Raw genomic sequence first — 23,517 nt, forward strand, 5'->3', positions numbered from 1 at the left:
GTTTTATTCCTTATTGTTGAAGGTGAGCACACCTCAAGCCGCCGTCATTTCCTCCCACCAGCCGATCAGGCGAATGGCTTCTTCGCGGCTATCGCCACACACCTCGGGATCAGCCTGGAAACCACCACATACGGCGGGCCGCTCAGGCTTGCCGAACAACTCACACAAGTGTTCGACCGAGAGATGCGGGCAACGTTCTCCGGCCGGCTTACCGTTAGGCATGCCGGGCAGCGGCGAGCTGATGGAGGGAGCAATGCAACAGGCGCCACAACCTTCACGGCAGTTCATGACAACACGCTCCTGGCAACCGGCCCGATGTGTGGAAGACAGAGTAACCGCTAAAACGGCTGTTTAAAATTGCTCGCACAATGGTTTTTCAATAACAGGGTATATGACTGATCAGTCACCGACGAAGTGTCATGACCAAACGAAGGGATCTACTGTTTGAACTCGAAATCCAGGGCCGCGCCTTCCACTTCCCGGCGGCTCTCGTTACGCAATTGCAACTCCATTTCGTTGCTCAACAATCGACCGTTGAGCTGAAACGGCGTTTGGCTCGGGGGCTTCTCACCGAACATGGGCGGCAACAGCGGTCGACTCTTGGAGAGCGGCACGGTGCCCGCTGGCTGCATCTTGTTGACCAGGTCCTGGGGCAGGCTCAGGTCCAGCTTGGCCGGTGGCAAGCGGGTCCTGACCACCTCACTGGCCGGCCTGGACTTGGCGGCGACAGGCGCGCGCTTCTTTGCCACAGGGGCTTTTTTTTCTACGGGTTTCTTAGGCGACATATCGGCCTTCTTGCCCGCGCTCGGCGGCTTCGGCGCCACCGTAGCAATCTTGGTTGCCGCCGAACTCTTGGCTGACGACGCTTCCTGGGCCTGAACCATTGCCGTACCACCGACACTCAGGCTGGTCAGCAAGGCAATCAACAGCAGGCGCGCTGGGAAAATGGCGTTCATAAACTCTACGGCATAAACAACAGAGGGCTCATATGCTCGCTTGTTGAGCAGTTGATGACAAGTCAAGAGATCGAACAACCACGCTCCCGACTCAGGAACAGCCGTCGGCGGTTTTCCAGGCATACAGCGTCAGAACAGTCCGGCAGCGGTTTCCTGGCAGAGCTGGTTAGCCAGCATGCCAAGAGTCATCAGCGCCCGTTCAGCCTCGCGATTCCATGGAATCCCGCAGTTGAGCCGGATACAGTGATTGAACTGCTCGGTGTTGCTGAAGATCAGTCCCGGCGCAATGCTGATGCCCTGTTGCAGCGCCCGCACATGCAACTCTTGGGTATTGACCCGTCCCGGCAAGCTGACCCAGAGAATGAAACCACCTGTTGGCCGGGTCATCTGCGTCCCTTCGGGGAAATACTGCTGCACGGCTAATTGGAAGGCGCTGAGGTTCTTGCGGTACTCCTGGCGAATGTAGCGCAAATGTCGGTCATACCCACCGTTTTCCAGGTAGGCCGCCACTCCCATCTGTGTGACGCTGCACGCCGAATGAGTGCTGAAGGTCTGCAAGCGCTGGATTTCCTGCTGGAACTTGCCGGCGATCATCCAGCCGATCCGCACGCCCGGCGACAGCGTCTTGGAGAAGCTCGAACAGTAGATCACCCGGTCCAGCCGATCATAAGCCTTGAGCGCTTTGGTGCGCCCGACCTCGAACATCAGCTCGCCGTAGATATCGTCTTCGACGATCTGGATATCGAAGTCCGAAGCCAAACGCAGCAATTGTTTCTGGCGCTCCTCCGGCATTGTCCCGCCCAGCGGATTGCTCAGGCGCGTGGTCAGCACCAGGGCCTTGATCGACCACTGGTTGGCCGCCAGTTGCAGGGCCTCCAGGCTCATGCCAATGGCCGGATCACTGGGAATCTCGATGACCTTAAGGCCCAACAGATCGGCCAGTTGCAGCAAGCCGTAGTAGGTCGGCGATTCGGCGGCGATCAAGTCACCGGGACGGGTCAGCACTCGCAGCGACATCTGCAGCGCGTCCACGCAACCGTGGGTGATCACCACTTCGGAGGGGTCGACCACCACGCCGGCGTCGCGCATGCGAATCGCCACCTGGCGCCGCAATGGCTCGAAGCCGGGGCTGAACATATAGCTGAAAGCCCGTGGGCTATGAAACCGCGTGATCTTGGCCAGTTGCTGGTGCAGCGCCCGCACCGGCAGGTAATCCACCGACGGCACCGCCGCGCCAAAGGGAAACACCCCTTCGCGACGAGACTCGACCAGGACCTGCTGGATAATGCTGCTGCGGGTGACCAGCCCCGGACGCTCCACCCGAGCGATATCCGGCGTCGGGGCAGTCAGCGCGGGGGTCTGGTGAACGTAGTAACCCGATTGCGGACGGGCGCGGATCAGCCCCTGATCTTCCAGGTTGGCGTAAGCCTGCAACACCGTCGCATGGCTGACATTGAGTTGCGAGCTCATCTTGCGTACCGACGGCACCCGTTCGCCAGGCTGATAGACACCCCGCCGGATATCCTCGGCCAGCTGCTGCGCGATACGTTGATAGAGCAATAGATTGGTCATGAAGCAGCACTCGGATTCGACGGCATTTTTATTCTTGGACGCAACCATACCGGAACAGTTTCAAAGTGTACTGGCACGCTTCCTACAATAGTCGACAATACAGTGACAAGAGAAGCAAAACTGTACGGGAACACTTAGACGCTTAGACACAACAAGCCCGCTCGCCACCACGCGATGATTCCACAGGCCCGCAAAGACAAAACCCGGTACCTTGCGGATACCGGGTCTGGTCTTGAAGAGGATCGGCCTTCAGCGGGCCGCACCCAGTCGGCCTTTCTCATCGGAGAAGACAATCTCTACCCGACGGTTCTGCGCCCTGCCCCGCTCGGTGGCGTTTACCTCGATCGGGAACTGCTCACCATAACCTTCGACCTGGATACGCTTCTCATCGATGCCCAGGTCAACCAGAACATCGGCCACCGATTGCGCACGATCACGGGACAACTGCAGGTTGAAAGCCTGGTCTCCGGTGTTATCCGTATAACCTTCGATCCGTACCACTCGCCTTGGGTTCAACTGCAGGAACTGCACCAGCTTAAGTACCGTGCGATTGGCCGAGTTCTGCAGTTGCGCCTCACCGGTATCGAACAGTACATCTCCCAGGGTCATGACCAGACCCCGATCGGCCTGGATGCTGGTCAGGCTGTTGATCTGCTCTTGCACCCACTTACCCTGCTGTTGCACGCTGAGCAACTTGGACTCGCGCAGGGCCAGTTGCAGGCGCTGGCGCTCCAGTTCCAGCTTGGCGGCACGCTCCTGATTGAGCGCCTGCTCGGTGTGCTCAAGGGCAATCTGCGAGTAACGTTCGCTCAGGTAAGCGTAGTGCACCACATCAGCGCTGCTGCCCCAATAGCTGGACAGCCGATCGGCGCGGGCCAGTGATTCACCCGCACGAATCACGTCCTTGGGCGCAATGCGCAGCACCTCGGTGTCTTCCTTGACCTTCTGGAAACTGGCCGAGGCCTGCTGCAGGGCCGTGTCGCTCGATGGCTGGCCGGCACAACCATACAGACCGGCAAAAGCCATCAGCAGCAGAGCGCTGACCATTCGCTTCGGATAGATCATTGCGCGCCCCCCAGTTGCTTGCGCAAGCGCGCGATGCGGGCATTGAGCACCTTTAGTTCTTCCCGGCTCTTCTCGGTCAGCACCTGGGCTTCCGCCAGGCGGGCGTCCAACTCGGCCTGCTCGGCACGCATGCGAGCTTTCTTGAAGGACTGATCGGCCATGTCGGATTGGGCACGTTCGAACTTGCCTTCGGCCAGTTTCAGCTCGGCGACATCCTCCGCCTTGGCACCTACCGCCCGTGCTTGTTCGAGGGCACGTTCGGTGAGACGCATTTGTTCATTCGGCGCCGGATCGGCCGCGCAGCCCGCCAGAGCCACAACGGCCAGGGCAGCGAATAAAGGTCGAATACTCAAAGGAAATTCCTACTGTTTTGAGACGCTGACCGCTTGGCGCTGAGTCGTCCAACGCTCCACATTGCGTTGCAACACAATCTCGGCCAGGCCGGAAGCGGGCAATTCTGTCATCTTTTTCGCCAACTGTCCGCGCAACCACGCGTCATTGCAGGCCGAGTTGTGCGAGACCGCCAGGAACAGGCCGGGCTGATCGACGGGTTGCACTCGTGGACCGAGGTCCTTGGCCATACCCAGGCTCTGGGTGGTAACCATGCCGGCATAACGTCCGGCCAGCACATACTCCACCTCGCCCAGCAACAGCTTGTGGAACGCCTGAGCCAAGGCTGGGGGGTATTGCAGTGTCAGGTGTTGCTGGGTGAAGGCTACGAACGGCTGGGTCATCCGGGCCTTTTGCGAGACAGCGCCAATGTGACCCTGCAAGTCGGTGGCCGTGTGGTAAACCAGTGTCGAATCGTTGCGGGTCCAGACCAGATAATCGTTGCGCACCAGCGGCGGATGGATGTAATCCAGCGAATTCAGGGCGTCGAGGGCGATGGGCGCATCCACCAGCAGATCCATGCGTCCGCTGCGCACCTCCTCCTGAGCCTGGGAGCGCTCGCCGCCATACAGCACCTCGATCTTTAGCCCCAATTCGCCGCCGACCTGGCGTAACAGGTCGGCACTGGCGCCGACCAGGTGTATAGGGTCCTCGGGGTCGCGCCACAGGTACGGTGGCGCATCCGGGCTGCCGGTGACGATCAGGCGTTCGCATTTGCCCGCCGCGAGCGCCGGAATGGGCAACGCCAACCACCCCAACAGCAACGACAACGCCCCCAGATGACGCAGATCCATGGCAAAAATCTCCAGGCAAAACAAAAAACCCGACCAGAAGGCCGGGCTCTTTTATAGGTAAAGCCGCTGGATTAGACCAGCTTCTCGAACTCAGGGATGGCTTCGAACAGGTCCGCCACCAGACCGTAATCAGCCACCTGGAAGATCGGCGCTTCTTCATCCTTGTTGATCGCTACGATCACCTTGGAGTCTTTCATCCCGGCCAGGTGCTGGATCGCGCCGGAGATACCGACCGCGATGTACAACTGTGGCGCGACGATCTTGCCGGTCTGGCCGACCTGCATGTCGTTGGGCACGAAACCGGCGTCGACAGCGGCGCGGGAAGCACCGACGGCGGCACCCAGCTTATCGGCAAGGGCGTACAGGTGCTTGAAGTTATCGCCGTTCTGCATGCCACGACCACCCGATACGACGATCTTGGCGGCGGTCAGTTCAGGACGGTCGGACTTGGCCAACTCTTCGCCGACGAAGCTCGAAGTGCCCGCGTCGTGCGCGCCGGCAACGGCTTCAACCACAGCCGAACCCCCTTCGGCGGCAACCGGGTCGAAACCGGTGGCGCGCACGGTGATGACCTTGACGCCAGCAGTCGATTGCACGGTGGCAATGGCGTTACCGGCGTAGATCGGACGCTTGAAGGTATCGGCGCTTTCCACCGAGACGATCTCGGAAATCTGGTCGACGTCCAACTGTGCGGCAACGCGCGGCAGGATGTTCTTGCCGTTGGAGGTGGCGCCAGCCAGGATGTGGCTGTAGCCGTTGCCCCCCGCCTCGCCAACCAGGGTTGCTACCAGAGGAGCAACGTTTTCCGGCAGTTGATGCGCGTAGGCGGCGTGGTCGGCCAGCAGGACTTTCGACACACCGGCGATTTTCGCGGCCGCTTCAGCCACGGCGCCAACGCCCGAGCCTGCGACCAGCACGTGAATGTCGCCACCGATCTTGGCGGCGGCGGCAACGGTGTTCAAGGTGGCCGGGGCCACGACCTTGTTGTCGTGTTCGGCGATTACCAGGATAGTCATAATCAGGCTCTCCAATTCAAAGCACCTTGGCTTCGTTTTTCAGTTTCTCGACCAGTTCCGCAACCGACTTGACCTTGATACCGGCGCCGCGAGCAGCGGGCGCTTCGACTTTCAGGGTCTTGTTGGTGGAGGCGGTGGAAACCCCCAAAGCATCCGGAGTCAGCGTTTCCAGCGGCTTCTTCTTGGCTTTCATGATGTTTGGCAAGGACGCATAACGCGGCTCGTTCAAACGCAAGTCGGTGGTGACGATGGCAGGCAGGCTCAACGAAACGGTCTGCAGGCCGCCATCGATTTCGCGGGTTACCGCCACTTTGTCGCCCGACACCTCGACTTTCGACGCGAAGGTGCCTTGGGGGTAGCCGCTCAGGGCCGCCAGCATCTGGCCGGTCTGGTTGTTGTCGCTGTCGATGGCCTGCTTGCCGAGAATCACCAACTGTGGCTGCTCCTGGTCAACGACAGCCTTGAGCAGCTTGGCCACGGCCAGGGAGGTCAACTCTTCAGCGGATTCGACCAGGATGGCGCGGTCGGCACCCAGAGCCAGCGCGGTGCGCAGTTGCTCCTGAGCGGTGGACGGACCGACGCTGACGACGACGATCTCACTGGCCACGCCTTTTTCTTTCAGGCGCACCGCTTCTTCCACTGCGATTTCGCAGAAAGGGTTCATCGACATCTTGACGTTGGCGAGGTCGACGCCGGAATTGTCCGCCTTCACGCGAACCTTGACGTTGTAATCGACAACGCGTTTGACAGCTACAAGAACCTTCATGGATTCCTCACTCTCCGGTAAAAAGAAAGTCGCCTAGGCGAACCTGGCGGTTGATGCTCATTGGCCCAGGAGGACCTCCAAAAACGTCGACATGCGGCCACGCAGGTCTTTTTTCACCATAACTACCGTTCGTCCGGCATGACTGTGCAGTCACGGATCGTCGGGACGTGTAAACTTCACGCCAAATCGGCGCGCCGCTTCACGTTCGGGTGCTTTCGCGTTTTCTTTAGACGGGCTCCCGGGACTCGCATTTAGCCTACGGCGAGCGCAAAACCGCCCGTATCTTGACCGTAACACCTATTCCGGTCAATACGGCAAAATGGCCGTCATAAGCTGCGTCATTCTGATTTTATCGAGTGTCCGGCAAATTCAAACAAACGTTTGTATTGGACGCTGATAGCAGTGTAGATATAATGCGCCACCTAGAAGAGAAAGATGTCCGGTCCGTGATGCTAGCAATACTGGCTGGGACACCCAAGCTCCAAATTAGCAACGCTTAAAATTAGAAAAGCAGTTGAGCCTTGAGTAGGAGAGAGTCTGTGGAACGCGAATACATGGAATTCGACGTGGTCATCGTCGGTGCCGGCCCCGCAGGCCTGTCCGCCGCTTGCCGGCTGAAACAGAAAGCGGCCCAAGCAGGTCAGGAAATCAGCGTCTGCGTGGTGGAAAAAGGTTCCGAAGTGGGTGCCCACATCCTTTCCGGCGCCGTATTCGAACCACGGGCGCTGAACGAGTTGTTCCCGAACTGGCAAGAGCTCGGCGCGCCGCTCAATACCCCAGTCAAGCGCGACGACATCTATGTGCTGCGCAGCGGCGAGACCTCGACCAAGGTTCCAGACTTCTTTGTGCCCAAGACCATGCACAACGAAGGCAACTACATCATTTCCCTGGGTAATCTGTGCCGCTGGCTGGCCCAGCAGGCCGAGAACCTGGGGGTGGAGATCTATCCGGGCTTCGCCGCCCAAGAAGCGCTGTTCGACGACAACGGCGTGGTCTGCGGAATCATCACCGGTGACCTGGGCGTCGACCGCGAAGGCAACCCGAAGGAAGGCCTGTACACCCCCGGTATGGAACTGCGCGGCAAGTACACATTATTTGCCGAAGGCTGCCGCGGACATATCGGTAAGCAACTGATTTCGCGCTTTAAGCTCGACAGCGACGCCGATGCCCAGCACTACGGCATCGGCCTGAAGGAAATCTGGGAAGTCGATCCGGCTAAGCATGAACCGGGCCTGGTGGTACACACTGCCGGTTGGCCACTGGACATCATGAGCGCCGAAAACACTGGCGGCTCGTTCCTCTACCACCTGGAAAACAACCAGGTAGTAGTCGGCCTGATCGTCGACCTGTCCTACCGCAACACCTTCCTGTCGCCGTTCGACGAGTTCCAGCGCCTCAAGCATCATCCGGTGCTCAAACAGTACCTGGAAGGGGGCAAGCGCATCAGCTACGGCGCCCGCGCCATTTGCAAGGGCGGCTTGAACTCGCTGCCCAAAATGGTCTTCAAGGGCGGCGCGCTGATCGGCTGCGACCTGGGCACGCTGAATTTCGCCAAGATCAAGGGCAGCCACACTGCGATGAAGTCCGGTATGCTCGCCGCCGAAGCCGTGGCCGAGAAGCTGCTGGCCGGCGCCGAAGGTGGCGATGAGCTGAACAGCTATGTCGAGTCGTTCAAGTCCAGTTGGCTGTATGAAGAACTGTTCGCCAGCCGTAACTTCGGCCCGGCCATGCACAAGTTCGGGCCGATCATCGGCGCGGGTTTCAACTGGTTCGACCAGAACATCATGGGCGGCAAACTGCCGTTTACCCTGCACGACACCCAGCCAGACTATGCCTGCCTGAAGCTGGCCAAGGACTCGACCAAGATCGCTTATCCGAAACCGGACGGTAAGCTGAGCTTCGACAAGCTGAGCTCGGTGTTCCTCTCCAGCACCAACCATGAAGAAGAGCAGCCGTGCCACCTGAAGCTGAAGGACCCGAGCATTCCGATCAGCAAGAACCTGCCAATGTACGACGAACCGGCGCAACGCTACTGCCCGGCCGGGGTATACGAAGTGATCGCCCAGGAAGACGGCGAAAAGCGCTTCCAGATCAACGCCCAGAACTGCGTACACTGCAAGACCTGCGACATCAAGGACCCGGCGCAAAACATCACCTGGGTAGCACCGGAAGGCGCTGGCGGGCCGACCTACCCGAATATGTAAACAGTCCCTGTTACAGAATGGCTCCTTCGCGGATGGCGTGAACATGCACTGAAGGTAGCCCCAAACGCCCCGACCGGTTCGGGGCGTTTGCTTTTGTGCCGTTTGGCAAGCGAGCCGTCATCCACCGCAGCATGGCAATTCGCCGGGGAACCATCAGATACAGGGTTATCGATCAGCCACCCAGCTCCGCCGAAATACTCGCTGCCGCTTTCTTGATCAGCGGGATCAGTTCGGCCATCTTCTCCAGCGGCATATAGGGCACGGTACTGGCGATGCTGATACCGGCGACGATGCGCCGACCGGCATCGCGGATCGGTGCCGCCACGCAGCGGATCGACGGTTCGTTGTCTTCCAGGTCGAAGGCATAACCGCCTGCCGCATAGTCTTGCATGCGTTGCAGGAACTGCTCCCACGAGGCTTCCCGATGTTGCGGCCAGACGGCGCTTTTCCCTGCCGCCGGCAGGCTCACTTCATACAAGCGCTGCCATTCGCGCACTGTATCGTCGAGTAGCAGCGCCTTGCCGATCCCGGTTCGCGCCAACGGCATGCGATGACCGACTCGCGAACGCATCTCCGGACCATTGCGTCCCGGATTCTTGTGCAGGTACAGCACATCGTCGTCTTCGCGAATCGCCAGGTGGATGGTGTCGCCGGTCAGGCTCGACAACTGATCGAGGTATGGCACGGCCAGAGTCACCAGCGGCAACTCCTCACGCGCCTGAAAGCCCAGCTCGATCAACTTCGGCCCCAACAGGTAGCCGACCTGCGGCACCACTCGCAGATAGCGTGCTTCTACCAGGCAACTGGCCAGGCGATGGGTGGTGCTGCGGGTGGTGCCAATGCGCCGGGCAATCTCCTTGAGATCACGGGCACCGCCCGCCACTGCCTGTACCACCCCCAACCCCCGCAACAAGGTCTGAGTGCCGGTGGGCGCGGGCTCTTTGGCAACGTTGGTCGGGGAGATCGAGAGGTCTTCCTGCATATCCAGCCTATAAGAGGTGTACCAGAACGGCCGCCATTATGGCCTTTCGCCTGCCGACTGTGCAGCACCACCAATCGACCTCGGCGGCACGCAGTGCTCACGCCTTATCAACGTTGTTTCAGCCGGTCGATAATCACCGCCATCAGCAGGATCGAACCGCGAATCACATACTGGTAGAAGGTGTCGATATTCTTCAGGTTCATTGCGTTCTCGATGATCGCCAGGATCAGCACGCCGGCGATCACATGGCGGATCAGGCCGATCCCGCCACTGAGTGACACCCCGCCCAGCACGCAAGCGGAGATGACCGTCAGCTCGAAGCCCTGGCCGATCATCGGCTGGCCGGAGGTCATCCGCGAGGCCAGGATCACCCCGGCCAGCGCACCGATCAGTCCGTGTACCGCGAAGATGATGATCTTGGTCCGATCCACCTGGACCCCAGCCAGCAACGCTGCTTCCTGGTTACCGCCGATGGCCAGGGTGTTGCGTCCGTAGGTGGTGTAGTTGAGCAACCAGCCGAAGAACAGGAAACACAGCACGGTGATCACGATGGGCACCGGCACACCGAACAACTGGCCGTTGCCGAAGACAAAGAAGCCCTCGTCCATTACGCCGACCGCCTTGCCGCTGGAAAAGATATAGGCCAGCCCGCGAACGATCTGCATCGTCGCCAGAGTGGCGATCAACGCATTGATGCGCAGCTTGGCGATCACGATGCCGTTGATCAGCCCCACGCAAAGTCCCATCGCCAACGCCGCCGAGACGCCGAGAACGACGCTGTCGGTATCACGGATGACAATCCCCGCCACCACCCCCGCACAGGCGATCACCGAGCCCACCGATAGGTCGAAGTGACCCGAGGCCAGGCAGAACAACATGGTGCAGGCGGCAATCCCGGTGGTGGAAATCGCCAGGCCCAGGCCGCGCATGTTCAGCGGCGACAGAAAGTTGTCGATGAACAGCGTGCAGAACAGGAAGATTGCCAACGCCGCCAGCAGCATCAGCCAATCGTCGAAAAACTTGCGCTGATTCAGACCCAGCCAGAACGCGCCCGGCGTTTTTACCTGTGACATAGCCACCTCGTCAGTCTTTAGTCCCGCAGTCGCGGGAGTGCCATTTGCAACAGTCGGGCCTCATCGGCCTCGCTGCGCGCCAGTTCGCCGGTGATCGCCCCTTCGCTCATCACCAGCAGTCGGTCGGCGATGCCCATGACTTCCATAAGATCGCTGGACACCACGATCACCGCGATACCCCTGGCGGCCAGGTCGTGGATAATCTGGTAGATCTCCGCCTTAGCGCCGATATCGATGCCGCGAGTCGGTTCGTCGAGCAATAGCACCTTCATCGGCATCGACAACCAGCGGCCGAGAATGGCTTTCTGCTGGTTGCCGCCGGACAGGTAGAGAATCGGTTGCGCCGCCGACGGCGTGCGGATATTCAGGGCGGCGATCTGCCGCTGCGCGTTGTCCCGCTCCCAATCGCCCTGGATCAGGCAGCCGAAACCGGCGTGATGAGCACGGGCACTGATATTGATGTTCTCCGCGACGCTGGCGCGGGGCACGATGCCTTCCTTCTTGCGATCCTCCGGGCACAGCAGCACCCCCGCCGCAATGGCGTCGCGGGGCGATTTGAAGCGTACCGCGCCTCCCTCCAGCAACAGCCGTCCGCTCTCGCCACGGGCGAGTCCGGCCAGCAGTCGCAACAGCTCCGTGCGCCCCGCGCCGACCAAGCCAAACAGGCCGAGAATCTCCCCCTTGGCCACGCTGAAGCTAACCGGTTCCTGCAATCCCGGCCCCAGCAGCCCCTCGGCCCGCAACGCTTCGCCGAAGTGTTCGCGTGGCCGATAGTTGTAGATATCCTGGATATCGCGACCGACCATGCAGCTCACCAGTTGATCGACACTCAACCGCGCCATGTCCTCGAAGGTGCGCACAAAGCGCCCGTCCTTGAACACCGTCACCGTATCGCAGATGCGCAACACCTCGTCCATCCGGTGCGAGACATACAGGATCACCCGGCCCTCGTCCCGCAAGCGTGCAATGATCACCATTAGCCGCTCGATTTCCCGCGCCGACAGACTGCTGGTGGGTTCGTCGAAAGCAATCACTCGGGCGTTGCGCGACATCGCCTTGGCGATTTCCACCAGTTGCCGCTGGCCCAGGGACAGGCTACCGAGACGGGTATTGGGATCGATTTCATCGGCCAGGTCCTTGAGCAGTTCCCGTGCGCGACGGACCATCGCCCGCCGATTGACCATGCCCCAACGTGACGGCATATGACCCAGCAAGAGATTTTCGGCCACGCTCATTTCCGGCACCAGTTGCAGTTCCTGGTGAATCACCGCGATGCCGCTGGCAATGCTGTCGGCGGAGGACTTGAAGTGCAGCGCCTGTCCACCGATCTGTAGATGGCCGCTGTTGGGCGCGTAGAAGCCGCCAAGAATCTTCAACAGCGTCGACTTACCGGCACCGTTTTCGCCCATCAGCGCATGTACGCTGTGGGGCCGGACCTCGAAGCTGATCTGCGCCAGCGCGCGGACCCCAGGAAACTCCTTGCCGATGCCATTGAAGCGCAGGCTAGCGCCCGTGTTCTGTTCATCCACCATCGCCATTCTCCCGCCTGAATCACCCAAGGAAAGACCACCTTTGGTGGTGAGCGAAAATCCGTTTCATTTCCACAGGCCGATCTTGCTCAGCTCCACCTGGAAGTTGGCCCGAGTGATCAGGGTGACATTGTCCAGCGCGGTGTACTTGGCCGGCTCCTTGCCGGTGGTAACCCAGGTGTACATCTGGCTGGCGGTTTCGTAGCCGGAGGTGTCCGGGCTCAGCAACATCGAGCCGAAGAAGCCGCTGTCGGCCTTTTTCAACTCGCCGATGGCATCGGTGCCGTTGATGCCGACGCCAATCACATTGGCAGCCTTGAAGCCGGCGCTCTCGGTGGCGCGCACGCCGCCCAGTACCGCGCTGTCGTTCATTCCGCCGATCAGCAGGTTCTTTGCCGCCGCGGGCAGTTTGACCAGCGCCGAGTTGGTGGCGTCCATGCTGCCCGGTACGTCGAGGGTCTTGAGCGGACTGAACAGAATATGATCGGCCGGCAAGCCCGCCGCCTTGAGCCCTTCCACCGAACCGTCGGTACGTTTTTTACCGGTATCCAGTTCGTCGAAGGTGTTGATCACCGCGTAGGTGTCGCGCCACTCCCAGCCGCGCCGTTTCGCTTCCTCGGCCATCGCCGCACCCTGCTTCTGGCCGATCTTGAACGCCGCCAGGCCGACATAGGGTACATCCTCCATCGGATTGCCCTTGGCATCGACAAAGCGGTCGTCCACCGCCAACACCTTCAACCCATTGAGCTTGGCCTTGGCCATGATCGCCGGGCCCAGCGAAGTGTCCGGCGAGCAGATGACAAAACCCTTGGCGCCATTAGCAGCCAAGGTATCGATAGCGGCGAGGGTCTTCTCGCCATCCGGGACGGCGATCTTGATCACGGTGAAGCCTTTGTCCTTGCCGGCCTTCTCGGCAAAGGCCCATTCGGTCTGGAACCACGGCTCTTCGGCCTGCTTGACGAGAAAGCCGATCTTCACTTCTGCGGCCACGACGAGGTGAGAAAAACCGCTGGCGACGACTACCGCCACCGCGCAGGTCAGGGAACGGAGCTTGCGTTTGATAAGCATGGGCAACCCTCTTGTTCTTGTTTGGCTGGTTCTGGTTGAATCGTTACGTGCGACAAACGCCGCCCCGAAGGCCTGCGCGCCGGTCAGTCGTGATACATCACCGAACGCCCGCCATCGATCATCAGGCAGGAGGCGTTGATGAACGGCGCCTCGTCGGTCGCCAGGAACAAGGCCGTCATCGCCACCTCGACCGGCTGGCCGATACGCCGTGGCGGATGCAGGTCCAAGGCCCGCTGGCGCTCGGCCTCGGGGTCGGCGAAAGCGTTCCAGTAATCGACATTGAGCTGGGTCTCGATATACCCCGGAGCAATCGCGTTGACCCGAATACCCTTGGGCGCGTACTCGATGCCCAGCGCCCGAGTCAGGCCGAGCAGGCCATGCTTGGCCACCGGATAAGGGAAACAGCCGGGAATGATGTGGCTGGAATGGGTCGAGGCGATATTGATGATATTGCCGATGCCCTGCTCGATCATGTGCGGCAACACCGTCCGACAGCCGAACCAGGCGCCGTCCAGATCGATAGCAAAACAGCGCCGCCAATCCTCGTCGGTCATTTCCAGCGGGTCGCGAAACACATTCACGCCCGCGCAGTTGACCAGCACATCGACCCGACCGAAGCGTTCGATGGCCACATCGACCAGGGCGCGCCATTGGGTCGGCGAAGTGATGTCGATGGCTTGTGCGTGAATCCGCGCGCCCTGCCCGCGCCAGCGGGCGGCGACTTGCTCGACCTTCTCGGCCTGGATATCGCCGATGACCAGTTTCGCCTGTTGTGCCTGGAAACAGGCGACGATTGCCTCGCCGATGCCCTGGGCCGCGCCGGTGATCACCACCACCTTGTCTTTCAGGCGGTCGCCCCGCTTCGGCTCGGGGACTTCGGGTAACGACAGCGGTTTGGCCATTTCAACTCCTCCTGAATGAAATCCAATGAACCGGGAACTCGCACTACAACTCGATCCGTTCGACCTTGCCGACCAGCAGCCCATAAGACAGCGCGCCGATCAACGCCAGCACGGCGATATAGGTAATAGCCGGGGCGAAGGAATCGCCGCTGGCGAGAAAGCCGATCACGATCGGCGTGCTGATCGCCGACAGGTTGCCGATGAAATTGAATACCCCGCCGGTCAATCCCAGCAGACGCGCCGGGGCCAGGGTCGAGACCAGCGACCAGGTGATGGAGGCCAGACCGTTGCCGAAGAACGCCAGGGCGAGGAAGGCAATCACCAGGGCCGTGGAGTCGACAAAGTTGGCGCCAATGATCGACGTGGAAATCAGCAGCCCACCGATGATCGGCAACTTGCGCGCCAGACCGATACCGACGCCGCGCCGGATCAGCCAGTCGGAGAACAGCCCGGAGCAGAGCACGCCGACAAAGGCTGCGAGAAACGGCAACGAGGCGAGGAAACCGGACTTGATAAAGTCCATGCCACGGTACTTCACCAGGTAGGTCGGGAACCAGGTGAGGAAAAACCATAGGGTCGAGTTCAGGCAAAATTGTCCCAGATAGATGCCCCACAGCTTGCGCTGGCTGAGCACGATGCCCAGATCCGCCCAACTGAATGGCGTCTTGCGCCGAGAGGTTTGCGCCTGGATATCCACCAGCCCGCCACCCTCGCGAATCAGCTCGATCTCGGCGCTATTGGCGCCCTTGAAGTCGCGGGGTTCACGATACACCGCGTACCAGATCGCCGCCCAGAGAATGCCCAGCGCACCGGTGCTGACAAACACCATATGCCAGCCGTATTGGTGCTGTAGCCAGGCCAGGACCGGGGTGAGGAACGCCAGGCCGACAAACTGCCCGGAGGTATAGAAGCCGATGGCGGTGGCCCGCTCGCGTTCCGGGAACCAGGTGGTGACCACCCGGCTGTTGATCGGATAGGCCGGGGCTTCCAGGGCACCGACCGCCATGCGCAGGACAAACAGGGCAATGAAGCTGGCGGCGAAGCCGAGCAGCACTGTCGCCACCGACCACAGCAACAGGGCCACGCTGTAGAGAATCCGTGGCGGCACCCGGTCCACCAGCCAGCCGCCGGGAATCTGCATGGCGGCGTAGGTCCAGCCGAAGGCCGAGAAGATCAAGCCGACATGAATCGGGTCGATGCCCAGTTCGCCGGTCAGGGCCGGCGCGGCAATCGACAGGTTGCTGCGGTCCAGGTAATTGATCACCACGGTGATAAACAGCAGCACCATAATGAAGAAGCGCTTGCGGCTGGGCGTCACCAGGGACGCCGACGCCAGGGGCTGTTCGAGTTGCATGGAGCGTGCCTCTTCTTATGATTATTGAGGACTGCTTATCGGTTACTTCTTGCTACGCATTCAGCGTCGCCGGATAAAACCATTTCACCACTCGGCAAAACTGCCATCGGCATGGCGCCAGATCGGGTTGCGCCAGCGATGGCCGATGGCCGCCCGCTCGATCACGTACTCCTCGTTGATCTCGATCCCCAGGCCAGGACCGTTGGGGATCTTCACGAAGCCTTTCTCGTAGTCGAACACCCCAGGATCCTTGACGTAGTCCAGCAGGTCGTTGCTCTCGTTGTAATGGATGCCCAGACTCTGCTCCTGGATAAAGGCGTTGTAGCAAACCGCATCCAGTTGCAGGCATGCCGCCAGGGCAATCGGCCCCAGCGGACAATGCAGGGCCAGGGCGACGTCGTAAGCCTCGGCCATATTGGCGATCTTGCGGGTTTCGGTGATGCCGCCGGCATGGGAGGCATCCGGCTGGATGATGTCGACATATCCCTCGCTGAGCACCCGCTTGAAATCCCAGCGCGAGAACAAGCGCTCGCCGAGGGCGATCGGCGTACTGGTCAGCGGCGCCAGCTCCTTGAGGGCTTCGTAGTTCTCGCTGAGCACCGGCTCCTCGATAAACATCAGCTTGTAGGGATCGAGTTCCCTCATCAGCACCTTGGCCATGGGCTTGTGTACCCGGCCATGGAAGTCCACGCCGATGCCGACATCCGGTCCCACCGCCTCGCGCACCGCGGCAACGTTCGCCAGCGCCAGGTCGACCTTGTCGTGGCTGTCGAGAAATTGCAGCTCCTCGGTGCCGTTCATCTTCACCGCCGTGAAGCCACGGCTGACCGCTTCCTTCGCCGCTCGCGCAGTATCGGCCGGACGGTCGCCGCCGATCCATGAATACACGCGGATCTTGTCCCGCACCTGGCCGCCCAGCAGGTCGCTGACCGACACCCCCAGGGCCTTGCCCTTGATATCCCAGAGCGCCTGGTCGATCCCGGCCAGGGCGCTCATGTGGATCGCTCCACCACGGTAGAATCCACCCCGGTAGAGCACCGTCCAGATATCCTCGATATTGCGCGGGTCCTTGCCGATCAGATAATCGGATAACTCCTCGACTGCCGCCGCCACGGTATGGGCGCGGCCTTCCACCACCGGCTCGCCCCAGCCGGTGACCCCTTCGTCGGTCTCGACCTTGAGGAAGCACCAACGCGGTGGAACGATATAGGTGGTCAATTGGGTAATTTTCATCGCCTTTCTCTCTGGTCATGGCGCTCGTCGATGGACGCCGCGCATCGGCAGTCTTAACCTTAACGGAAGGTGTTCCAGGCAGTTACATAGGTCTTAGCCCGCTCGGCCACTTGCGATGCGCTCAGCCCTGGCTTGAACAGTCCCGAACCGAGGCCGAAACCACTGACACCGGCCTCCAGAAAAGCCTGCATGGTGTCCGGCGTGATGCCGCCCACCGGGATCAACGCGGTGCCGGCCGGCAACACCGCGAGCCAGGCCTTGACCACCGCAGGCCCCAACTGCTCGGCGGGGAACATCTTCAACGCGTCAGCCCCCTCGGCCAGCGCGGCAAAGGCTTCGGTGGGCGTAGCGACGCCCGGCGCCAGGTACAGGCCAGCGGCCTTGGCCGCGCGCAGGACCACGGGGTCCGCGTGGGGCATGACGATCACCTGGCCACCCGCCGCCTTCACCTGTTCGACCTGCGCCGGCGTCAACACGGTGCCTGCACCCACCAGGCAATCGGCGGGCAGGCTGTCGCGCAGGATACGAATACTGTCATAGGGTTGCGGCGAGTTGAGCGGCACTTCCAGAACGCGAAACCCCGCCTCGTACAGCACCCTGCCGATGGCCTCGGCTTCCTCGGGACGCAGGCCGCGAAGGATGGCGATCAGACCGTTTCTTGTCAGCGCTTGCTTGAACATCTCAAACCTCCGAAAGGAATTGTCGAACGCTTCAGTCCAGCAAGCCGGCCGCCAGGGCCAGTTGCCATAAACCCCGTTCGGTGGCCTGTTCGGCCAGGCTCACCGAAGCGAAGCCGCAAGCCTCTAAGGCCCGCCGGTAACGGATGCAGAGTTGTGGGTTGCCGATCAGCAGGATCGCCGGCAGCTCGCTCCCGGCATGGCGCTGGCGCAGCAGCGTGCGCAGTGCCGCCAGTTCATGGCCGATCAACAGGCCGGACAGATAGTTGGGTTGTTCGGCGGCGCTCAACTCGCCGGTCAGGCCCAGGGTACGGGCGCTGAACAGCGTGGACAAAGGACCGACCTCGCCTTCGGTGGACAGGGCCACCTGCACACCGAGGTCAAAGGCTCGCGCATCGAACGGCGCGTTGCGTTGCTGGGTACGACCCAGGATGGTGTGCTCGCTCAAGGCAGCGAAGAGCTCGCCAGTCATGAAGGTATCGAAGTGCACGAGGTTGCCGGCAATCACCTGGACCCATTTCGAATGACTACCGGGCAGGCCAATCAGCACGCGACTGTCATCGCCCAGCACATCGAGGGCGCCGAGCACCTGGGTTTCCTCGCCGCGCATCACATTCGGCAGGCGCGAACGCTGGATGACACCGGGGACGATATGCAGGTCGATACCGCGCAAGGTGCCCACCCTTTGCAGGCTGGAGCTCAAGCCGCCAAGACTGGCCGGGGTTTCCCGATACACAGCCTCGCGCCAACCTTGGGCACTGCCAACCATGCCACAGGCGATCACCGGCAATTGCGCACAAGTATCAAGCCAGTCACCGCAAGCTTGATCGAATGCCAGCTCGAAACCATCGTCGCACCACTGCCCGGCCACCAGACGCGGCACCTTGGGCAATTGCATGATGCCGCACGCCAACATGCGCTGTTCCAGCACCAGGCCGTGAGGACCGAGCTTGTAGGCACGCAGGGAAGTCGTTCCCCAATCGAGCGCGATCAATTGCGCCTGCATCGCTTCACCTGTGTTGTTTTTTTCGGCAGTGAGTGCCAGGGACTATAAACCCGGCGCGCTGAAAATCTCAACATGTAAATAATAATCCCATATAATGGGAACTATAACTTCACCAACACTACCATCGGCGTCTTGCGGGATCGGCCGTCACGGCCAGCAGACCGGCTCCCACGGGCATCATGGGCGGATCGGCACGCATGGTATATTGGCGCGCCACCCCGCCCTGTCGCAGGAATGCCCGATGTGGGCAAGAAAATCGGCATCAGAGCCCAATAAGCCCCAGACGCGCAGCCGGATCCAACGTGTCGCTGATGGCGTTTCCAGGCGTCGGCAGGCATGCTGGGTTAGGGCATTACAACAACACTCATTGGGGCAAATCACCATGCAACACCTTCTCAAGGGCTGCGCACTGGCGTTGGCTGTTGGCTTGTCGAGCGGTGCGCCGCAAGCGGCTGAAAAAGTCATTCTCGACACCGATTTCAACGTCATCAACGACGACGGCCAGGCCTTTATCATGCTGGCGCAATTGCATGCACAGAAGAAGATCGAACTGCTGGGGATGACCCTGGTCAGCGGCAACGCCTGGGTCGACCAGGAACAGGTCGATGCGCTAAAGGCCGTCGAGCGCATGGGCGTGGAGAAGGAAGTCGGCGTCTACTCCGGTGCGGCCTATCCATTGCTGCATGACTTTGCGACTTACCCACAGGAACAGGCGCTGTACGGCACCGGCTGGTCCGGTGCCTTCCAGAGCCCGCGCCCGACCTCCGCGGCGCAATGGGTGGCGCCGCCCGATGGCCTGGCGACCCACACCCGGTTGCGCAGCGAAACCGCCCCGCAATTCATTATCGACAGCGTGCGCAAGAATCCCCATGAAGTCACCTTACTGGCCATCGGCCCGCTGACCAATCTGGCCCTGGCCATCCGTCAAGCCCCGGATATCGTGCCGCTGATCAAGCGTATCGTGTACATGGGGGGCGCCATCGAGGTTCCGGGCAATACTACCCCCGCCGCCGAGTTTAATTGGTGGTTCGACCCGGAAGCGGCAAAAATCGTCCTGCGCTCCCCCATCGAACATGTGATCTTCCCGAACGATGTCTGCGAGAAACTCATCTTCGACGCTACGATCTACCAACGGGTGATTGCCGCCCAGGGCGCGGTGGCGCAGTTGTACAAGAGTGTGTTCGGACCAGAGTTCGCCAAGGACCCTGGCTACCACAGCTTTACCTGGGACACTCTACCGACGCTGTTTTTGAGCGAGCCTGAAATCGTCACCGAGTCGCGCGATATGTGGATCGATGTCGACACGCATTTCGGCCCGGACTACGGTCGTGCGCTGGGTTACAAGAAAGGCGCGCCGGTGGGAACGCAAAAGGCCAAAGTGGTGTTCGCGGTGAACCAGGAGAAATTCTGGGATGGCTACGTATCGCTGCTGACCTTGCCGACGCCGGTGAAAAGCCCTCGCTGACACACTGACTGCGGCGAGCAGGCAAGCCCCGTGCGTGCCATGGAACAAAGACTCAGCCGCAGCATCTCATCAGAAGCGCAGGCGCCAGCGCCCGTTGCGACGCAGGTCGATCACCGACAAAGGCTCAATATCGATTGCATTGAATGAAGTCGGATCGGCCTGCAGCGCGTGGAGAATCGCGGCGCGGATCACAAAGGGGTGAGTCACCACGACGAAGTGTCCGTCCTCGTGAAAACCGTCGAGCCAGGCCCCAACCCTTGCGCACAATGCCGACACCGATTCGCCCGCCGGTGCTGTCACCTGCGGCTGACTGACCCAGGCCGCCAGCGCCTCGGGATCACTGTCCTGGAGATCCGCCAGGGCCAGACCCTGCCATTCGCCAAAGTCGTAATCCCCCAGCTCCGGGACTATCTCGATCTCGCTGCCCAGTACTTCGGCTGTCTGCCAGGCACGGGTTTCCGGCGCGCTGAGAACCCGCACCGGTTTTTTCAGGCAGCACGCCAGCTCGGCGGCCTTGGCCAAGCCCTTGGACTCCACCGGTTCGTCCAGCGGAAAACGCCCCAGGCGCTGGGCTTCGGTGCGGGCATGGCAGACAACACTGAGCCGAATCGCCATATGCAAGTTTCTCCCGTTATGCCTTGCCGAGAATGACCCTGCGCAGGCACCTATATCATTTTGTTACAAGGAAGCACACAGGTGAAAACCCGGCACGGTTGCACCACCGTCATCGCACTCCAAGAGTGTCTTTAAACCTGCCTGATCGGCGCAAGAGCCGTCATCGTACAGAGCACGGATGCCGAGAGTCAGCTCCTTTCATGGCAGCTTTCGCTTCTCAGACTGGGCGCACAATTCAATAAGACTTTTCACACAGAAAGTACCGCAACATACGACACTCCCAGCGCCCTATCGATTCCCAGCACTCCCCTACCGGCAGCAGCACCGGCTCGGCGGTCGGACGAGTCGGCACCCTACCGTTGTGGCACTGGATCCAGTGACGGCCATGGGGCTGACCGACGATTGAGATCAGTCGTCGGATTCGGCAAAGTGCTTGAGCACGTCACCATCCATCCGGTAGCGTACCCATTCACTCTGTGGTTGGGCACCGATGGACTCGTAGAAGCGTATAGCCGGTTGATTCCAGTCCAGCACACTCCATTCCAGGCGTCCACAATCATTGGCGCAGGCAATCTTCGCCAGATGCCGCAACAGCTTCCTGCCTGCCCCCGCGCCTCGCTGTTGTGGCGAGACATAGAGGTCTTCCAAGTACAAGCCGTTGCGTCCGAGCCAGGTGGAGTAACTAAAGAAAAACACCGCGAAGCCAACCGGCTCGCCATCACGCAAGCAGATCAGGCCATGGGCCGTGGCGCCTTCGCCGAACAGGCTGCGCTCGATGTCGACAACACTGGCGATCACTTCATGGCGAGCTCGCTCGTAGTCTGCCAACTCAGTGATAAAGGCCAGGATCTGCGGCGCATCGCTGGGCCGGGCTTCGCGTATTTCGAGGGACATGGACGCTTCCATAATTGATGAAGTCGCCCATGCTATTCGGATTGCGTCGCTGCTTGAATCATTTCAACGAAAAATTCGCGCACGGCAACACCGCGGACGCTTTTGCAAACGGCCATGGCCAATGTCGCAAAACAGGCAAAACGCCGCCTTGCAACTCACCGTACAGGCCACTAGATCAGCAGGAACAACCCCAGCAACCCGGCGAAGATCGCCCACTTCTCCAAGTAATAGCGAGTACGGTGGGTCTTCTTCAGCGCCTTGCCGCGCTGGCGGATGCCATACAGCCTGGCGAACGCCTTGTTGATCCCGCCGATCTTGTCGCCATCGCCATTGGGCGCCGCGGCAGCCGCCATCACGGTGCGGCTGAACCAACGGTTGAATGCCGTCGCCCAGCGATACTTCATTGGCCGCTCGATATCGCAAAACAGGATCACGCGGTTCTTGTCCGTGGTGTTTTGCGCATAATGGATAAAGGTCTCGTCGAACAGCACCGATTCGCCGTCACGCCAATGGTAGCTCTGGCCGTCGACGTTGATGTAGCAGCCCGGGTCATTCGGTGTTTCCAACCCCAGATGGTAGCGCAGGGAACCGGCATACGGATCACGGTGACGGACCAGTTTCGAACCCGGTGGCAATTCGGCGAACATCGCCGCCTTGACCGTGCCGATGCGGTTAAGCAGTTCGGTGGTGCGCGGGCAGAGCTCCAGGGCAGATGGATGATTATCGCCATACCACTTCAGATAGAAGCGTTTCCAGCCGCTCTTGAAGAAGGAGTTGAAACCGACATCCTCGGGCCGCTCGGATTTCTTGATGTTACCCGCCCGCGACAAGGCCAAGGCTTCCTCACGAATTTCCTGCCAATTGTCCTGCAACGGCTTGAGTTCGGGAAAATCAGTAGTTTGTAGATAGGGACGGCTGGGGATCTTCGAAAACAGGTAGAGGAAGCAGTTGATCGGTGCCAGGAAGCTGGAGTGGTCGCTCAGTTGGCGGCCCAGCTTGTGCCGGACTTTACCGCGCAGGTGTACATACGCGATGGACAGTACGTATACAGCAATAATGATGAGTTTCACAGGCGTCGTCACAGAAGTCGGAAATACGCTAACTTCACGCAACAGCCAGCCTTGGAGCAGAGCCTGCGAAGGCTGGATATCGAGAAAAATAGCTAGCCCACTAGGGTAAAACAGCCGCCGCCGTGCTTTCCAGTATTTCCTACTTAAACCGAAGACAAAAACGTAATCTATTACAGACTTTTCTTACATTTTTACCGGTTTCGCATTCCAGATAAGGGTGAAGCAAGCGAGTGGCGAGCCGGGCAGCAGATAGTTGTCTTCGACAAGACCTCTTTCGATGCGCAGGATCAGTCAGGTGATTGGCGAATCAGGGTTCGAGGCCAATCGGGAAAAACTCCCCGCCACTCCACACGCCGAGCCAGGATTGGCCGTCGATCCGCCGTGTCACCGCCAGCTCCACCAACTGGTAGAACACATTGCGATGGATCAACGCCTGGAGATTGCCGCGTATATGTACATACGGCGACGGCTCCTGGCTGGCGGGATCGATCAGCACTCGGATCGGATGCTCGGCCCCCGCCGTTATCTGTTCATCGACGTAGGTGGTAAAGCGCAGTTGCTGCTCCTCGCCTTGCCCTTCGACCTCCAGAGTCACCGCGACAAAAGGCGCGTCGTCGACCTTGATGCCGACCTTTTCCACTGGGGTAATCAGGAAATAATCGTCGCCGTCGCGCCGCAGGATGGTAGAAAACAGCTTGACCATTGGCTTGCGCCCGATGGGTGTGCCCAGGTAGTACCAAGTGCCGTCGCGGGCGATGCGCATGTCGATATCGCCGCAGAAGTCCGGATTCCACAGGTGAATCGGCGGCAAGCCCTTTTTTGTCTGGGGAATTTGCGCCAACAGGTCGTTGGCCTTGCTCGGTTCACTCATGTTCGCTCCCAACTG

General features: G+C 60.4%; 23 protein-coding genes. 2 read left to right on the plus strand and 21 right to left on the minus strand.

The genetic code is table 11. The features are described 5' to 3' along the window. Positions 1–33 precede the first annotated feature (33 nt). From BMX68_RS09650 to BMX68_RS09685, 8 genes are all read right to left on the minus strand, one after another. Positions 34–288, minus strand: a complete 255-nt coding sequence (locus BMX68_RS09650) for a YkgJ family cysteine cluster protein (protein ID WP_017133981.1) — start codon at positions 286–288, stop codon at positions 34–36. Between the two features lie 149 nt (positions 289–437). After that, positions 438–956 carry a hypothetical protein gene (locus BMX68_RS09655; protein WP_017133980.1) on the minus strand — a complete coding sequence of 173 codons (519 nt, stop codon included), beginning with the start codon at positions 954–956 and terminating at the stop codon, positions 438–440. A 129-nt stretch (positions 957–1,085) separates the two neighbouring features. Further along, complete coding sequence (locus BMX68_RS09660; RefSeq protein ID WP_026013400.1) at positions 1,086–2,528, minus strand: aminotransferase-like domain-containing protein; 1,443 nt, start codon at positions 2,526–2,528, stop codon at positions 1,086–1,088. 249 nt (positions 2,529–2,777) lie between these two features. Beyond that, positions 2,778–3,593 (minus strand): OmpA family protein, encoded by an 816-nt coding sequence (locus BMX68_RS09665; protein WP_017133978.1) that lies wholly within the window; start codon positions 3,591–3,593, stop codon positions 2,778–2,780. Next, positions 3,590–3,946 (minus strand): DUF4398 domain-containing protein, encoded by a 357-nt coding sequence (locus BMX68_RS09670; protein ID WP_017133977.1) that lies wholly within the window; start codon positions 3,944–3,946, stop codon positions 3,590–3,592. Before BMX68_RS09670 ends, BMX68_RS09665 begins: the two co-directional genes overlap by 4 nt. A gap of 9 nt (positions 3,947–3,955) precedes the next feature. Next, complete coding sequence (locus BMX68_RS09675; RefSeq protein ID WP_017133976.1) at positions 3,956–4,777, minus strand: substrate-binding periplasmic protein; 822 nt, start codon at positions 4,775–4,777, stop codon at positions 3,956–3,958. A gap of 71 nt (positions 4,778–4,848) precedes the next feature. Beyond that, entirely contained in the window at positions 4,849–5,793 is a 945-nt protein-coding gene (locus BMX68_RS09680; protein ID WP_017133975.1) for an electron transfer flavoprotein subunit alpha/FixB family protein, read from the minus strand. Positions 5,794–5,809: 16 nt separating this feature from the next. After that, positions 5,810–6,559, minus strand: a complete 750-nt coding sequence (locus BMX68_RS09685) for an electron transfer flavoprotein subunit beta/FixA family protein (RefSeq protein WP_060783738.1) — start codon at positions 6,557–6,559, stop codon at positions 5,810–5,812. 539 nt (positions 6,560–7,098) lie between these two features. On the opposite strand from BMX68_RS09685, the gene BMX68_RS09690 reads away from it, so the two are divergent. Then, positions 7,099–8,763, plus strand: a complete 1,665-nt coding sequence (locus tag BMX68_RS09690; protein WP_017133974.1) for an electron transfer flavoprotein-ubiquinone oxidoreductase — start codon at positions 7,099–7,101, stop codon at positions 8,761–8,763. Between the two features lie 172 nt (positions 8,764–8,935). Here the strand turns inward: BMX68_RS09690 and BMX68_RS09695 are convergent, their stop codons facing one another. The 9 genes from BMX68_RS09695 to BMX68_RS09735 form a co-directional block, all read right to left on the minus strand. Beyond that, positions 8,936–9,745 (minus strand): IclR family transcriptional regulator, encoded by an 810-nt coding sequence (locus tag BMX68_RS09695; RefSeq protein WP_017133973.1) that lies wholly within the window; start codon positions 9,743–9,745, stop codon positions 8,936–8,938. A gap of 107 nt (positions 9,746–9,852) precedes the next feature. After that, the gene (araH, locus tag BMX68_RS09700) at positions 9,853–10,818 is read right to left on the minus strand and encodes an L-arabinose ABC transporter permease AraH (RefSeq protein ID WP_017133972.1); all 966 of its coding nucleotides are present in this window, start codon (positions 10,816–10,818) and stop codon (positions 9,853–9,855) included. Positions 10,819–10,835: 17 nt separating this feature from the next. Then, positions 10,836–12,356: an L-arabinose ABC transporter ATP-binding protein AraG gene (gene araG / locus BMX68_RS09705; protein ID WP_017133971.1), complete on the minus strand. Its 1,521-nt coding sequence runs from the start codon at positions 12,354–12,356 to the stop codon at positions 10,836–10,838. A gap of 57 nt (positions 12,357–12,413) precedes the next feature. Beyond that, positions 12,414–13,415, minus strand: a complete 1,002-nt coding sequence (locus BMX68_RS09710) for a substrate-binding domain-containing protein (protein ID WP_017133970.1) — start codon at positions 13,413–13,415, stop codon at positions 12,414–12,416. Between the two features lie 83 nt (positions 13,416–13,498). After that, positions 13,499–14,317, minus strand: a complete 819-nt coding sequence (locus BMX68_RS09715; protein WP_017133969.1) for an SDR family oxidoreductase — start codon at positions 14,315–14,317, stop codon at positions 13,499–13,501. Positions 14,318–14,360: 43 nt separating this feature from the next. After that, positions 14,361–15,671, minus strand: coding sequence for an MFS transporter (locus BMX68_RS09720; RefSeq protein WP_017133968.1), 1,311 nt, complete (start codon positions 15,669–15,671; stop codon positions 14,361–14,363). Positions 15,672–15,755: 84 nt separating this feature from the next. Then, a complete protein-coding gene (gene dgoD, locus BMX68_RS09725) occupies positions 15,756–16,904 on the minus strand; it encodes a galactonate dehydratase (protein ID WP_017133967.1) in 1,149 nt (382 codons plus the stop codon). A 59-nt stretch (positions 16,905–16,963) separates the two neighbouring features. Then, the gene (locus BMX68_RS09730) at positions 16,964–17,584 is read right to left on the minus strand and encodes a 2-dehydro-3-deoxy-6-phosphogalactonate aldolase (protein WP_017133966.1); all 621 of its coding nucleotides are present in this window, start codon (positions 17,582–17,584) and stop codon (positions 16,964–16,966) included. A gap of 31 nt (positions 17,585–17,615) precedes the next feature. After that, a complete protein-coding gene (locus BMX68_RS09735) occupies positions 17,616–18,587 on the minus strand; it encodes a 2-dehydro-3-deoxygalactonokinase (protein ID WP_017133965.1) in 972 nt (323 codons plus the stop codon). 382 nt (positions 18,588–18,969) lie between these two features. On the opposite strand from BMX68_RS09735, the gene BMX68_RS09740 reads away from it, so the two are divergent. Continuing rightward, positions 18,970–20,052 (plus strand): nucleoside hydrolase, encoded by a 1,083-nt coding sequence (locus BMX68_RS09740; RefSeq protein WP_017133964.1) that lies wholly within the window; start codon positions 18,970–18,972, stop codon positions 20,050–20,052. 69 nt (positions 20,053–20,121) lie between these two features. On the opposite strand, the gene BMX68_RS09745 is transcribed toward BMX68_RS09740, so the two are convergent. The 4 genes from BMX68_RS09745 to BMX68_RS09760 all read right to left on the minus strand — a co-directional run bounded on the left by BMX68_RS09745 (position 20,122) and on the right by BMX68_RS09760 (position 23,502). Further along, the gene (locus BMX68_RS09745; protein WP_017133963.1) at positions 20,122–20,667 is read right to left on the minus strand and encodes a histidine phosphatase family protein; all 546 of its coding nucleotides are present in this window, start codon (positions 20,665–20,667) and stop codon (positions 20,122–20,124) included. Between the two features lie 408 nt (positions 20,668–21,075). After that, positions 21,076–21,561, minus strand: a complete 486-nt coding sequence (locus BMX68_RS09750; RefSeq protein WP_017133962.1) for a GNAT family N-acetyltransferase — start codon at positions 21,559–21,561, stop codon at positions 21,076–21,078. A gap of 170 nt (positions 21,562–21,731) precedes the next feature. Beyond that, positions 21,732–22,631, minus strand: a complete 900-nt coding sequence (gene lpxO / locus BMX68_RS09755; RefSeq protein ID WP_017133961.1) for a lipid A hydroxylase LpxO — start codon at positions 22,629–22,631, stop codon at positions 21,732–21,734. 307 nt (positions 22,632–22,938) lie between these two features. Beyond that, the gene (locus BMX68_RS09760; RefSeq protein WP_017133960.1) at positions 22,939–23,502 is read right to left on the minus strand and encodes a DUF1285 domain-containing protein; all 564 of its coding nucleotides are present in this window, start codon (positions 23,500–23,502) and stop codon (positions 22,939–22,941) included. Between the last annotated feature and the right edge of the window lie 15 nt (positions 23,503–23,517).

Source organism: Pseudomonas agarici, assembly GCF_900109755.1.
GTDB lineage: Bacteria > Pseudomonadota > Gammaproteobacteria > Pseudomonadales > Pseudomonadaceae > Aquipseudomonas > Aquipseudomonas agarici.